The sequence below is a fragment of the Pseudomonas sp. SK genome (genome assembly GCF_012975065.1).
GTDB lineage: Bacteria > Pseudomonadota > Gammaproteobacteria > Pseudomonadales > Pseudomonadaceae > Aquipseudomonas > Aquipseudomonas anuradhapurensis.
The window spans coordinates 5602847-5616443 of the sequence record NZ_CP051857.1 but is presented as its reverse complement, the minus strand read 5'-3'; the positions used below and the strand labels follow the sequence as shown (position 1 = coordinate 5616443).

The window sequence follows — 13597 nt, the reverse complement described above, 5'->3', positions numbered from 1 at the left end:
ATGTCCAAGAAAATTCACGTAACCGACACGATCCTGCGCGACGCCCACCAGTCCCTGCTGGCCACCCGCATGCGTACCGAAGACATGCTGCCGATCTGCGACAAGCTCGACAAGGTCGGCTACTGGTCGCTGGAAGTCTGGGGCGGCGCCACCTTCGACGCCTGCGTGCGCTTCCTGAAAGAAGACCCGTGGGAGCGCCTGCGCAAGCTGCGCGCAGCGTTGCCCAACACCCGTCTGCAAATGCTGCTGCGTGGCCAGAACCTGCTGGGCTACCGCCACTACAGCGACGACGTGGTCAAGGCCTTCGTCGCCAAGGCCGCCGTCAACGGCATCGACGTGTTCCGCATTTTCGACGCCATGAACGACGTGCGTAACCTGCGCGTGGCCATCGAGGCGGTCAAGGCTGCCGGCAAACACGCCCAGGGCACCATCGCCTATACCACCAGCCCGGTGCATACCATCGAAGCCTTCGTCAACCAGGCCAAGCAGATGGAAGCCATGGGTTGCGACTCGGTGGCGATCAAGGACATGGCCGGCCTGCTGACCCCTTACGCCACCGGTGAGCTGGTCAAGGCGCTGAAGGCCGAGCAGTCGCTGCCGGTGTTCATCCACTCCCACGACACCGCCGGCCTGGCCGCGATGTGCCAGCTGAAGGCCGTGGAGAACGGTGCCGACCACATCGACACCGCCATCTCCAGCTTCGCCTGGGGCACCAGCCACCCCGGCACCGAGTCGATGGTTGCCGCGCTCAAGGGCAGCGAGTTCGACACTGGCCTGGACCTGGAACTGCTGCAGGAAATCGGCCTGTACTTCTATGCCGTGCGCAAGAAGTACCACCAGTTCGAGAGCGAGTTCACCGCCGTGGACACCCGCGTGCAGGTCAACCAGGTGCCTGGCGGCATGATTTCCAACCTGGCCAACCAGCTAAAGGAGCAGGGCGCGCTCAACCGCATGAACGAAGTGCTGGCAGAGATCCCGCGTGTGCGTGAAGACCTCGGTTTCCCGCCGCTGGTGACCCCGACCTCGCAGATCGTCGGTACCCAGGCGTTCTTCAACGTGCTGGCTGGCGAGCGTTACAAGACCATCACCAACGAGGTGAAGCTGTACCTGCAAGGCGGCTACGGCAAGGCCCCGGGTGTAGTCAACGAGCAGCTGCGTCGCCAGGCGATCGGCAGCGAAGAAGTGATCGACGTACGCCCGGCCGACCTGCTGAAGCCGGAAATGGCCAAGCTGCGTGCCGACATCGGTGCCTTGGCGCGTTGTGAAGAAGATGTGCTGACCTTCGCCATGTTCCCGGACATTGGCCGCAAGTTCCTCGAGGAGCGCGAAGCCGGCACCCTGACGCCTGAAGTGCTGCTGCCAATTCCTGAGGCGGGCGCAGTAGCGTCCCATAGCGGCGAAGGCGTGCCGACCGAGTTCGTCATCGACGTGCACGGCGAAACCTACCGTGTCGACATCACTGGCGTAGGGGTGAAGGCCGAAGGCAAGCGTCACTTCTACCTGTCGATCGACGGCATGCCGGAAGAGGTGGTGTTCGAGCCGCTCAACGAATTCGTTGGTGGCGGCAGCAGCAAGCGCAAGCAGGCCAGCGCCCCGGGCCACGTCAGCACCACCATGCCTGGCAACATCGTCGATGTGCTGGTCAAGGAAGGCGACATGGTCAAGGTCGGCCAAGCCGTGCTGATCACCGAAGCCATGAAGATGGAAACCGAAGTGCAGGCGGCCATCGCCGGCAAGGTCGTGGCCATTCACGTGGCCAAGGGCGACCGCGTGACCCCGGGCGAGATCCTGATCGAGATCGAAGGCTGAGATAAGCCTTCATCTACAAGCGGTTAACCTCTGGGGAGCGGATGCTCCCCTTTTTTTTAACTGTGGGGCCCCAGGCCAATCACAGGGCTCAAGGCGGATGACGCCCAAGGGGGCGGGTCCACCCGCGCAGAAGCCGGCTGCTACAGCACAACCCTCAGCCTTTGCGACAGGCCTCCAGCGTTTTTACCTGGCCTGTCGGCAGTTGGTTTTCCTCGCTCAACCAGCGTTCGAATCCGGCAGCCAACGCCGGCCACTCATCATCGGTAACCGAGTACCAGGCGGTATCACGGTTATGGTCCTTTACCACCAGGTGCTTGCGGAACACCCCTTCGTAGACAAAACCAAACCGCTCCGCCGCGCGTTTGGAGCGGGCGTTGGCGTTGTTGCACTTCCATTCCAGCCGGCGGTTGCCCAGTTCAAAGGCCAGCTTGCCAAGCAAGTACACCGCCTCGGTGCCCTTGGGCGTGCGCTGCATGGCGGCACCGAAGGCGACGTGGCCGATTTCGATGCGGCCATGCTCGGGCACCATCGACATCAGGCTGAGGATGCCCTGGGCCTGGCCGTTGTTGCGGTCGATCACGGTATAGAACAGCGGATCGCGGCCGGCAGCATTACCTTCCAGCCAGCGGTCGAAGGCAGCACGTTCGGCGAACGGGCCATAGGGCAGGTAGTCCCACAGGGCAGGGTCGGCAGCCGGACCTTGCAGCATCTGCCAGAGGTCGTTGCCATGGTGCGCCGGGTCGAGCTTTTGCAGACGGATAAAGCGGCCTTCGATGGGCTCGGCCCGCGGCGTAGCGGCGGGCTTCCAGTTCAATGCGTCGTTCATGTTCGGCTTACAACTCTTTACGGAATTGGATAAAGCCCGAGCGCTCGGCAACCTGCTGGTACAGGCTGATCGCGGTGGCGTTGGTTTCGTGGGTCACCCAGTACACCTTGCTGCATTTTTCAGCCTCGGCTGCAGCATAGACGTGCTCGATCAATTGGCGGCCGATGCCCAGGCCACGCTGCGTGCTGTCCACGTAGAGGTCCTGCAGGTAGCAGGCATTGCCGATACTCCAGTTGGTCCGATGGTAGATGAAGTTGACCATGCCGACCGCCTTGCCATCGACCCAGGCCAGGGCTGAATGGGTCGGCTCGTTGGGGTCGAGCAGGCGCTGCCAGGTGCTCAGGCTCACCTCATCGGTCAGTTCGGATTTATAGAAGCGCAGATAGGCGTGCCACAGGGCAAGCCAGGCTGCGTGGTCTTGGGCAGTGACGGGGCGCAGGGTAACGCTGGGCATGAGGCTGTTCCTTCAGAGTGAGCGCATGTGCGCTGCGAGTTGGTTATCCAGATAGTCCGGGCTGGCGCCCAGGCCTTCACGCACCCCGGCAATGTCTTGCGCCGAGCGGTTCTGGCTGAGCTTGCGCGCGCCTTGCAGGCGAGCGATGGGCACACGGATGCCGACAATGGCACGGAGCATGCCGTCGATATAGTCGGCCGGGGCGTCAGCGACCTTCCACGGTTCGGTGCGGCCTTGTTCGTGGCGTTCGGTCAGGCGGCTGACGATAGCCAGCAGCGCCGGGCCATCGTGCAGCACCTCGGCCGTGCCGTAGGCATGCACGGCCAGGTAGTTCCAGGTGGGGACCACCTTGGGGTTCTCGGCCTTGCTTGGGTAATAACCGGGGCTGACATAGGCATCGGCGCCGGGAAACACCAGCAAGGCCTCGGCACCTTGTGCCAGGTCCTGCCATTGGTGGTTGGCCCGGGCCAGATGGGCATAGACCGTGCCGAACTCGCCTTCACTGGTATCGATCAACACCGGCAGGTGGGTAGCCAGCAGGCCTTGCTCGCCATGGCTGACCAGTATGGCCAGGCGGGTGTCATGCATGTGCTGGTACAGGCGACCAAGGTCGTGTTCCTGGTGGGGTTTGCTGTTGTACATGCCCGGTTTCCTTGTGCAATGACGCCATCCTAGGCAGGCTATTGGTTCCATGTAAGAGCCATTGCTGGCTATTCTGATAGGTCCAATGCCATGACCGAGCGCCCTTTAGTGTTGCCCTTCGACCCTGCCGGCATCGTCCTGGATCGCCGCCGCGGGCTCAGCCAGCAGCTGTACCAGGCGCTGCGTGCGCGGGTGCTCGACGGGCGTCTGAGCAGCGGCACGCGGCTGCCGGCTACGCGCGATCTGGCTGCCATGCTGGCGCTGTCACGCAACAGCGTGGTGCGTGCCTACGACCAGCTGTATGCCGAGGGCTTCATCGAAAGCCGGGTAGGTGATGGCACCTATGTCAGCCAGCTACCTAAACTATCCACACAAGTATCCACAGGGTTATCCCGTGGTTTATCAACAGGGTTATCCACAAAATTTGTAGAAGGCACTGGAAATTTATCCAGCCAGCCACGCCCCAGCGAGCCTTTGCGGCGCCTGGAAAATAACCATTTGCTACCGCCAAGAAGTGGTGCGCCGCGAGCGTTTCGGCTTGGTATTCCGGCGTTCGATTTGTTCCCGTTCGACGTGTGGGCCAAGCTGCAGGCGGGTTTCTGGCGCAACCCGGCGCCTGCGCAGCTCGGTTATGGCGACCCGGCAGGCGAGCCGCAACTGCGCGAGTTGGTCGCCGCCTACTTGCGTAGCTCGCGTGGGTTGAGTTGTACAGCTGCACAAATTGTGATCACCAGTGGTGCGCAGCAGGCGATCAGCCTTTGTGCACAGCTGCTGTTGCAGCCGGGAGACGGTGTGGCTGTGGAAAACCCAGGTTACCGGGCGGCGGGACATGCCTTTGCGTTGGCCGGTGGCAGGTTGCATGGCGTGCCGGTGGACGAGGATGGTTTGGACTGCCGCTGGCTGGGGCAATTGTCCGATTGCCGGCTTGCCTATGTCACGCCGGCTCACCAGTACCCGACCGGGGTGACCATGAGCCTGGCGCGGCGCCTGGAGCTGCTGGCCTGGGCCGAGCGAAGCGGTGGCTGGATCATCGAAGACGACTATGACGGCGAATATCGCTACAGCGGCGCACCCCTGGCTCCGCTGGCGTCGCTCGACCGGAACGGGCGGGTGCTGTATGTCGGTACATTCGGCAAGATCGCCTTCCCGGCACTGCGCCTTGGCTACCTGGTGCTGCCGCCGTCGCTGGCGCAGGCGTTCAGCCAGGGCAGGGCACTGGCGATGCGGCACTCGGAGGTCAGCAGCCAATGCGTGATGGCCGAATTCATGGCACGGGGGCACTTCCAGCGGCATATCCGGCGCATGCGCAAAGCGGCCTTGAGCCGACGCAACGTGCTCAAGGCCGGTTGGCCTGTGGATATACCGGGCTTGGGCAGCATGCCGGAAGTGGCGGCCGGGCTGCACGTCAAGGTGGTTGTGGATAATTTAGCCCTGGAACAAGAGCTGGTAGCCAAGGCTGAAGGTGTGGGGGTGGAGATGACTCCGCTGAGTAATTTCTGGCTCGCTGACAGCACCGAGCCTGTGGATAAGCGGGCAGGACTGGTGCTTGGATTCGCGGCGGTGCCGGAGGGTGAGATTGCCGAGGCCTTGCTGAAGTTGCGCAAGGCCTGGCGGCCGCTTCGCGGGTAAACCCACTCCCCAAGGGGCTGCACAGCACCTGCGGCCAGCGCTCTCCCTGTGGGAGCGGGCTTGCCCGCGAAGCAGGCGACTCAGGTACCGGACTTGATCCGCGTCCAGGCCCGCGTGCGTGCCCGCTCGGCATCCCGCGCCAGAGGCTTGAGGGTATACAGCTTGGTCATCGCCTCCGCCGTCGGGTACAGGTTGGGGTTGTTGCGAATCGTCGGGTTCACTTTGTCGGTGGCATCCTTGTTGGGGTTCGGGTAGCCGACAAAATCGCTGATCGGTGCAATTACCTCAGGCCGCAGCAGGTAGTTGATGAACGCATGCGCGTCTTCCGGGTTGGCTGCATTCTTCGGAATTGCCAGCATATCGAACCAGATCGGTGCTCCTTCCTTGGGCAGGCGCATGTCCACCACCACGCCATTCTTCGCATCGCGGGCGCGGTTGGCGGCCTGGGAGAAGCTGCCGCTGTAGCCGACCGCCACGCAGATATCACCATTGGCTATGTCAGCCATGTATTTCGAGGAGTGGAAATAGGTGATGTAGGGGCGGATTTTCAGCATCAGTGCCTCGGCCTGCTTGTAGTCGGCCGGCTTGTCGCTGTTTGGCGGCAGGCCCAGGTGCTGCAAGGCCAGCGGCAGGATCTCCGACGGCGAGTCGAGCAGTGCCACGCCACACTGCTTGAGCTTGGCGATGTTCTCTTCCTTGAAGATCAGGTCCCAGCTGTCCACTGGCGCGTTGTCGCCGAGCGCAGCCTTGACCTTGGCCGGGTTGAAGCCGATCAGCACGGTACCGTACATGTAAGGCACGGCAAACTTGTTGCCCGGGTCGTTGGCTTCGATCAGCTTCATCAGGGACGGGTCCAGGTGTTGCCAGTTCGGCAGCTTGCTGCGGTCCAGTGGCTGGAACACCCCGGCTTCGATCTGCTTGGCCAGGAACACGTTGGATGGCACCACCACGTCATAGCCGGAGTTGCCGGTCAGTAGCTTGGCTTCCAGCGCCTCGTTGGTGTCGAAGATGTCGTAGATCAGCTTTACACCGCTGTCCTTCTGGAACTCGGTGAGCGTTTGCGGGGTGATGTAGTCGAACCAGTTGTATACCCGCAGGGTGCGCTGTTCGGCCTGGGCCTGCAGGGCGCCGGTAGACAGCGTGGCGGCGATGAACGGGGCGAGCAGTTGCTTGAGTCGGACCATTTAGCGGGCTCCTGGTTGGCTGCGCTGGAAGCCTTCCAGCACATTGACTGCGTTGATCCCGATTTCTTCGACAGCGTAGCCGCCCTCCATCACGAACAGGGTCGGCTTGCCGAGCTGCGCGATGCGCTTGCCCATCTCCAGGTAGTCCGGGCTGTCCAGCTTGAACTGCGAGATCGGGTCGTCCTTGAAGGTGTCCACGCCGAGCGAGATCACCAGTACGTCGGCGTCATAGGCTTCGATGCGCTGGCAGGCGTCCTCCAAGGCAGCGCTCCAGGCAGTCCAGTCGCTGCCGGCGGGCAGTGGGTAGTTGATGTTGCAGCCTTCTCCGGGACCCTCGCCGGTTTCGTCGGCATAGCCGAGGAAGAACGGGAATTCGTCCTGCGGGTCGCCATGGATCGAAGCGAAGAACACATCCCCGCGGCGGTAGAAGATGTCCTGGGTGCCGTTGCCATGGTGATAGTCGACGTCGAGGATGGCGACTTTGTGCCGGCCCTGGTCGAGAAACGCCTGGGCGGCGATGGCGGCGTTGTTCAGGTAGCAATAGCCGCCCATGACTTCGCCGGCGGCGTGGTGTCCTGGTGGGCGGCACAGGGCAAACGCCGAGTGAGCGCCCTGCTGGATGGCGGCCTGGGCGGTGAGGGCCACCTGGGCGGCGCTGTAGGCAGCCTGCCAGGTACCGGCGGTGATCGGTGCCCCGGCATCGAAGCTGTAGTAGCCCAGCTCACCGTGCAGGCCGCTGGGCTTTTTCTGGCGCAGGGTGCGGGCTGGCCAGGTGAACGGCAGCAGGTCGCCTTCCTGGCCCAATGCGGCCCAGCGCGCCCAGGCGCCTTCGAAGAAGTCCAGGTAGGCGGCGCTGTGGATGCGCAGGAGCGGTGCGCGGCCGAAGTCGGTAGGGCCCTGGATGTCGCCGAGGTTGCGCTTTTTTACCTGTTCGAGCACATGGTCGGCGCGCGAAGGCATTTCGAAGCAGGGCATCAGCTTGCCGTCTATCAGCTCGCAGCGGCCATGGTGCAGGCGGTGGTCATCGGAATAGATCGTCAGCATTGTTGTTCTCCCTTGGACACTGGCGTTGGCCCATTCTCGGGTGGACGCCAGTAGGGGAGAACGACGCAAACGGCCAAAAGGGGATCGATGTGGCCAGGCTCTTTGGCCGGCTTTCCCTGTGCCGGCCCCTGCCCGGGGCACGGCTGGCGCGGTCAACCGCGAAAATGGCTGGGAGCTACACCACTCCAACGCTGGAAGGCATGGCGGAAACTGGCCGTCTCGCTGAACCCCAGCGTTTCGGCAATCCGGTAGATCGGCATCTGATTGTCGGCCAGCAACTGCTTGGCCCGCTCGAACCTCAGCTCATCCAGCAGTTGTTGATAACTGCTGCCCAAGGCCTGCAAATGCCGACGCAGGGTACGCGATGAACAGTTCATCTGCCGCGCCAGGCCCTCCAGCCCGGGCGCCGCATCCAGTTGCTGCGCCAGCAGTTGGCGGATCCGCCCCAGCCAGGCCTGGCGGCCAGTGAATTCCAGGTTCAGGCGCCGGCAACGTTCGCTCATGGCCTTGTGGGTAATCGGGTCGGCCAGCGGCAGCGGCGTGTCCAGCCAGCGGCGTTCGAAAGCAAAGGCATTGGTCTCGGCGTCGAAACCGACCGGGCACTGGAATGCATCGGCATAGAGCGCGTGGTAGCTGGGCCGAGGGTGCTCGAAGCGGGCGCCCAGCAGCGGCAGTGGGCGGCCGAGCAGGTCGTCGCAGATGACTTTCAGCGAAACCAGGCAGAACTCGGCGTTGAAGGCGGTCAGTGCCGGGCTGTCATGGCAATCGCTGGCGCTGAACCAGACCCGCTGGCCGTCGTCGAGCAAACGCAGCTTGAAGACTGTTCCCAGCAGTGCCGGATACTGCAACGCCAGGCGCAAGGCGTCACCCAAAGTGGCACTGGAGAGCAGGGCGTAACCGAGCATGCCGTAGCACGACACATGCATGCGCCGGCCCAGTTCCAGGCCGATGTCCTCGCGCCGGGCAACGGCGTTGGCGCATACCTGCAGTTCCTGCTGGGTGGTGATGCGCGCATCGGCATGCCCCAGGTCTGCCGGGCCGATGCCGCTGCCGGCCAACAGCGCCGACGCCTCGCAACCGTCTGCCTGGAAGACGTTGAGGATCAGCGAAACCGCGTTGAGGGTAGTCAGGTGGCTGTGCAGCATGCTGGGAAGTCCCGTTGGCCTGGGACGCATTATGGAGCAAGTTGTGTGCCGATATCCCGAGGGCTGCGCAGGAGCCCGAGAATCCGCAGGCAAAAAAAAAGGCCCGAAGCATAGGCTCGGGCCTTGTAAAGGTTGAGAGGTGTCTAGTCCCTCGACCTGGTGAGACTGTTTACAGCGGCCTGGTTACGCCTTCAGCGGTACCAGACGGGGAGCGATCATGTTTTCCGGGCGCAGGATGTCGTCGAGCATCGCGTCGTCCAGCAGCTTCTCCTCGCGCACCAGTTCCAGTACGCCGCGGCCGGTTTCCAGGGCAACGCGGGCGATACGGGTGGCGTTTTCGTAGCCGATGTACGGGTTCAGGGCGGTGACCAGGCCGATCGAGTGCTCGACCAGTTCACGGCAGCGCTGTTCGTTGGCAGTGATGCCGACGATGCAGTGCTCGCGCAGCATGTCCATGGCGCGCTGGAGCAGGCGGATCGAGTCGAAGATCTTGTAGGCGATCAGCGGTTCCATCACGTTCAGCTGCAGCTGGCCACCTTCAGCGGCGACGGTCAGGGCCAGGTCGTTGCCCATGATGGCGAAGGCCACCTGGTTGACCGCTTCCGGAATAACCGGGTTGACCTTGCCTGGCATGATCGAGCTGCCTGGTTGGCGCGCCGGCAGGTTGATCTCGTTGATGCCGGTGCGCGGGCCGCTGGACAGCAGGCGCAGGTCGTTGCAGATCTTCGACAGCTTGACGGCGGTACGCTTGAGCATGCCGGAGAACAGCACGAAGGCGCCCATGTCGGAGGTGGCTTCGATCAGGTCGGCAGCCGGTACCAGCGGTTGGCCGCTGATGGCAGCCAGGCGCTGTACGGCCAGGGCCTGGTAGCCCGGGTCGGCGTTGATGCCGGTGCCGATGGCGGTACCACCCAGGTTGATTTCGGTCAGCAGTTCCGGAGCCAGCGAACGCAGGCGCTGCAGGTCTTCGGTCATGGTGGTGGCGAAGGCGCGGAATTCCTGGCCCAGGGTCATCGGCACGGCGTCCTGCAGCTGGGTACGGCCCATCTTCAGTACGTGGTCGAACTCTTTACCCTTGGCAGCGAAGGCCTGGATCAGGCTGTCGAGGCTGGCCAGCAGGGCGTCGTGACCCAGCAGCAGGCCCAGACGGATGGCCGTCGGGTAGGCGTCGTTGGTCGACTGCGCCATGTTCACGTCGTTGTTCGGGTGCAGGTACTGGTACTCACCCTTCTGGTGGCCCATGGCCTCCAGCGCGACGTTGGCAATGACTTCGTTCGCGTTCATGTTGGTGGAAGTACCGGCACCACCCTGGATCATGTCGACCACGAACTGGTCGTGGTAGTCGCCTTTGATCAGGCGGGCGCAGGCTGCGGTGATGGCAGCATGCTTGGCATCGCTCAGGTGACCCAGCTCACGGTTGGCGTCGGCAGCGGCCTGCTTGACCATGGCCAGGGCCACGACCAGCTTCGGGTAGTGCGACAGCGGAACACCGGAGAGGTGGAAGTTGTTGGCAGCGCGCAGGGTCTGGATGCCGTAGTAGGCATCGGCAGGGACTTCAAGGGTACCAAGCAGATCTTTTTCGACGCGGAACGATGCAGCGGAGGACATGATGGATATCATCTCGATTTTGACCCGGCACATGCCGGAATGGCGCCAATCCTAGGCCTGAAGGCAATTTTGCGGCAAATGCTGTTGCACGCTAACCTATGCACAAACGGCATAGTGTTTCATGTGACGCCAATTGACATTCGAGCGTGTTCCATTTTGGTGCATGCCAGGAGATGTGCTTCGTGAACCTTGAAAGCAAATGGCTGGAAGACTTCAGCGCGCTGGCGGCTACGCGCAGTTTTTCCCAGGCGGCAGAACGGCGTTTCGTGACCCAACCCGCATTCAGCCGACGCATCCGCAGCCTGGAAGCGGCGTTGGGGCTACAACTGGTGAACCGTTCCCGCACGCCGATAGAACTGACCGAGGCCGGCCAGCTGTTTCTGGTCACGGCACGTACGGTTGTCGACCAGTTGAGCGAAATTCTTCGTCATTTGCATCATCTTGAGGGCGGGCAGGGCGAAGTGGTTCAAGTAGCTGCGGCCCACTCGCTGGCCTCGGGCTTTTTCCCCCGCTGGGTGGCCCAGTTGCGCAATGACGGCCTGAACATCGCCACCCGCCTGGTTGCGACCAACGTCGGCGATGCCGTGCATGCCTTGCGCGAAGGCGGCTGCGACCTGATGCTGGCGTTCTATGACCCGGACGCCGCGCTGCAGATGGACGCCGAAATCTTCCCGTCGCTGCACATGGGCACCACCGAAATGCTGCCGGTGTGCGCGGTGGACGCCGACGGCAAGCCGTTGTTCGACCTCGAAGGCGAGGGCAGCGTGCCCCTGCTGGCCTATACCGCCGGCGCGTTCCTCGGCCGTTCGGTCAACTTGCTGCTGCGCCAGCGCAACCTGCGCTATACCACGGTCTATGAAACTGCCATGGCCGACAGCCTCAAGAGCATGGCGCTGGAGGGCATGGGCATCGCCTGGGTACCGCGCCTGTCGATGCGTGGCGAGCTCGAACGGGGTGAGCTGGCGATCTGCGGCGGCAGCCAGTGGCATGTGCCGCTGGAAATCCGCCTGTATCGCTGCGCCCTGGTACGCAAGGCCAATGTCAGGCTGCTGTGGCGCAAGCTCGAGGGGGCGGCAATGGTTGACTCGAAAGTCAGCCAAAGCCCCGAAAAATAAGGGGCGACAGTTGGTCGCCGGGGTGCCTTAAACGCACCACCTTACGATATACTGCGCGGCCTTTCGACCGGATGCGTCCGGTCCTGATCAGCAAACAAGCCACGCCGGCCGTCCCGCGTGGCTTGTTGTTTTTTGACGCGCCCAAGGGCGCACAAGCGAAGAGGCTCGACGATGAGTGCACTGGTTGGCGTGATCATGGGCTCCAAGTCCGATTGGTCCACCCTTAGCCACACCGCCGATATGCTGGAAAAACTCGGCATTCCCTACGAAGTGAAGGTGGTTTCCGCCCACCGCACCCCGGACTTGCTGTTCCAGTACGCCGAAGAGGCTGAAGGGCGGGGCATCGAGGTGATCATCGCCGGTGCCGGTGGTGCAGCCCACCTGCCTGGCATGTGCGCGGCCAAGACCCACCTGCCGGTGCTGGGCGTGCCGGTGCAATCGTCGATGTTGTCGGGCGTCGATTCGCTGCTGTCGATCGTGCAGATGCCTGCCGGCGTGCCGGTTGCTACCCTGGCCATCGGCCGGGCTGGTGCAGTCAACGCCGCGCTGCTGTCGGCCAGCATCCTCGGTGCCAAATACCCGCAGTACCACACGGCGCTCAAGCAGTTCCGCACGGAGCAGACCGAGACCGTGCTGGACAACCCAGACCCGCGCCAGGCTTGAGGCTCTACCCATGAAGATCGGTGTAATCGGTGGCGGCCAGCTGGGCCGCATGCTGGCCCTGGCGGGTACCCCGCTGGGCATGAACTTCGCCTTCCTCGACCCGGCACCGGACGCCTGCGCCGCGCCACTGGGCGAGCACCTGCGCGCCGACTACGGCGACCAGGACCACCTGCGCCAATTGGCCGACGAAGTCGACCTGGTCACCTTCGAGTTCGAAAGCGTCCCGGCCGAGACCGTGGCCTTCCTTTCGCAATTCGTACCGGTGTACCCCAGCGCCGAAGCGCTGCGTATCGCCCGCGACCGCCTGTTCGAGAAAAGCATGTTCCGCGACCTGGGTATCCCTACCCCGGCATTCGCCGACATCCTCTCGCAGGCAGACCTGGACGCCGCAGTGGCCAGCATCGGCCTGCCGGCCGTGCTGAAAACCCGCACCCTGGGTTACGACGGCAAGGGCCAGAAGGTACTGCGCACGGCTGAGGACGTGGTCGGTACCTTCGCCGAGCTGGGCAGTGTGCCGTGCCTGCTGGAAGGCTTCGTCCCGTTCACCGGCGAAGTGTCGCTGGTGGCCGTGCGTGCCCGCGATGGCGAAACCCGCTTCTACCCGCTGGTGCACAACACCCATGAAAGCGGCATCCTGCGCCTGTCGGTCGCCAGCCAGGCGCACCCGCTGCAGGCCCTGGCCGAGGACTACGTGGGCCGCGTGCTCAAGCAACTCGACTATGTCGGCGTGCTGGCCTTCGAGTTCTTCGAAGTCGACGGCGGCCTGAAGGCCAACGAGATCGCCCCGCGCGTACACAACTCCGGGCACTGGACCATCGAAGGCGCCGAGTGCAGCCAGTTCGAGAACCACCTGCGTGCCGTCGCCGGCCTGCCACTGGGTTCGACTGCCAAGGTGGGCGAGAGCGCGATGCTCAACTTCATCGGTGAAGTGCCGGCTGTGGACAAGGTGATCGCCATCGATGATTGCCATCTGCACCACTATGGCAAGGCGTTCAAGGCCGGGCGCAAGGTTGGCCACGCCACCCTGCGTTGCCACGACATGGCAACCCTGGAGCGCAAGATTGCCGAAGTAGAAGCCCTGATCGACAACTGATCGAACTTCTACCTGCGGCATGCCCTCTGAAATGGCAACAAGCCAAAGCGCTGTCTAGGCTTTGGCTTGTTCCATTCTTCATTGCAGAGGGATCGCCATGGGCATCATTGGAACCATCTTCATCGGCCTCATCGTCGGCCTGCTGGCCCGCTTCATCAAACCGGGCGACGACAGCATGGGCTGGATCATGACCATCCTGCTGGGTATCGCCGGCTCCCTGTTGGCCACCTATGGCGGCCAGGCGCTGGGCATCTATCAGGCCGGGCAGGCTGCCGGCTTCCTTGGCGCCCTGGTGGGTGCGGTCGTTCTGCTGGTGATCTACGGATTCATCAAGAAGCGTTGAATACTGGGTAGAATGCCCGGCAATTCTTCCGAGTTGCCGAGC

The 13597-nt window shown here is 63.2% G+C and carries 13 protein-coding genes; 6 read left to right on the top strand and 7 right to left on the bottom strand.

The features are described 5' to 3' along the window. On the top strand, positions 1–1809 hold the full coding sequence (gene oadA, locus HG549_RS25565; RefSeq protein ID WP_170033883.1) for a sodium-extruding oxaloacetate decarboxylase subunit alpha: 1809 nt from the start codon (positions 1–3) through the stop codon (positions 1807–1809). A 154-nt stretch (positions 1810–1963) separates the two neighbouring features. On the opposite strand, the gene HG549_RS25560 is transcribed toward oadA, so the two are convergent. Genes HG549_RS25560 through HG549_RS25550 form a run of 3 tightly spaced genes read right to left on the bottom strand, consistent with a single transcriptional unit; the run spans position 1964 to position 3731 of the window. Then, positions 1964–2635, bottom strand: coding sequence for a GNAT family N-acetyltransferase (locus tag HG549_RS25560; RefSeq protein WP_170033881.1), 672 nt, complete (start codon positions 2633–2635; stop codon positions 1964–1966). A gap of 7 nt (positions 2636–2642) precedes the next feature. Beyond that, on the bottom strand, positions 2643–3089 hold the full coding sequence (locus HG549_RS25555; RefSeq protein ID WP_170033879.1) for a GNAT family N-acetyltransferase: 447 nt from the start codon (positions 3087–3089) through the stop codon (positions 2643–2645). Between the two features lie 12 nt (positions 3090–3101). Continuing rightward, positions 3102–3731 carry an FMN-binding negative transcriptional regulator gene (locus HG549_RS25550; RefSeq protein WP_170033877.1) on the bottom strand — a complete coding sequence of 210 codons (630 nt, stop codon included), beginning with the start codon at positions 3729–3731 and terminating at the stop codon, positions 3102–3104. A 90-nt stretch (positions 3732–3821) separates the two neighbouring features. On the opposite strand from HG549_RS25550, the gene HG549_RS25545 reads away from it, so the two are divergent. Next, positions 3822–5360, top strand: a complete 1539-nt coding sequence (locus HG549_RS25545; RefSeq protein WP_170033875.1) for a PLP-dependent aminotransferase family protein — start codon at positions 3822–3824, stop codon at positions 5358–5360. Between the two features lie 80 nt (positions 5361–5440). Here HG549_RS25545 and HG549_RS25540 read toward each other — a convergent pair whose 3' ends face one another. The 4 genes from HG549_RS25540 to aspA form a co-directional block, all read right to left on the bottom strand. Next, entirely contained in the window at positions 5441–6544 is a 1104-nt protein-coding gene (locus tag HG549_RS25540) for a polyamine ABC transporter substrate-binding protein (protein ID WP_170033873.1), read from the bottom strand. After that, a complete protein-coding gene (locus tag HG549_RS25535) occupies positions 6545–7588 on the bottom strand; it encodes a histone deacetylase family protein (protein WP_170033872.1) in 1044 nt (347 codons plus the stop codon). It lies immediately after the preceding gene. Positions 7589–7740: 152 nt separating this feature from the next. After that, entirely contained in the window at positions 7741–8733 is a 993-nt protein-coding gene (locus tag HG549_RS25530; RefSeq protein WP_170033870.1) for an AraC family transcriptional regulator, read from the bottom strand. Between the two features lie 183 nt (positions 8734–8916). Continuing rightward, complete coding sequence (aspA, locus tag HG549_RS25525) at positions 8917–10341, bottom strand: aspartate ammonia-lyase (protein ID WP_003260072.1); 1425 nt, start codon at positions 10339–10341, stop codon at positions 8917–8919. Positions 10342–10523: 182 nt separating this feature from the next. On the opposite strand from aspA, the gene HG549_RS25520 reads away from it, so the two are divergent. The 4 genes from HG549_RS25520 (at position 10524) to HG549_RS25505 (ending at position 13555) form a co-directional block, all read left to right on the top strand. Continuing rightward, a complete protein-coding gene (locus HG549_RS25520) occupies positions 10524–11456 on the top strand; it encodes a LysR substrate-binding domain-containing protein (protein WP_170033868.1) in 933 nt (310 codons plus the stop codon). Between the two features lie 171 nt (positions 11457–11627). Beyond that, entirely contained in the window at positions 11628–12119 is a 492-nt protein-coding gene (purE, locus tag HG549_RS25515) for a 5-(carboxyamino)imidazole ribonucleotide mutase (RefSeq protein WP_170033866.1), read from the top strand. Positions 12120–12129: 10 nt separating this feature from the next. Further along, entirely contained in the window at positions 12130–13212 is a 1083-nt protein-coding gene (locus HG549_RS25510) for a 5-(carboxyamino)imidazole ribonucleotide synthase (protein WP_170033864.1), read from the top strand. 97 nt (positions 13213–13309) lie between these two features. Further along, positions 13310–13555: a GlsB/YeaQ/YmgE family stress response membrane protein gene (locus HG549_RS25505; RefSeq protein ID WP_003253308.1), complete on the top strand. Its 246-nt coding sequence runs from the start codon at positions 13310–13312 to the stop codon at positions 13553–13555. Positions 13556–13597 lie beyond the last annotated feature (42 nt).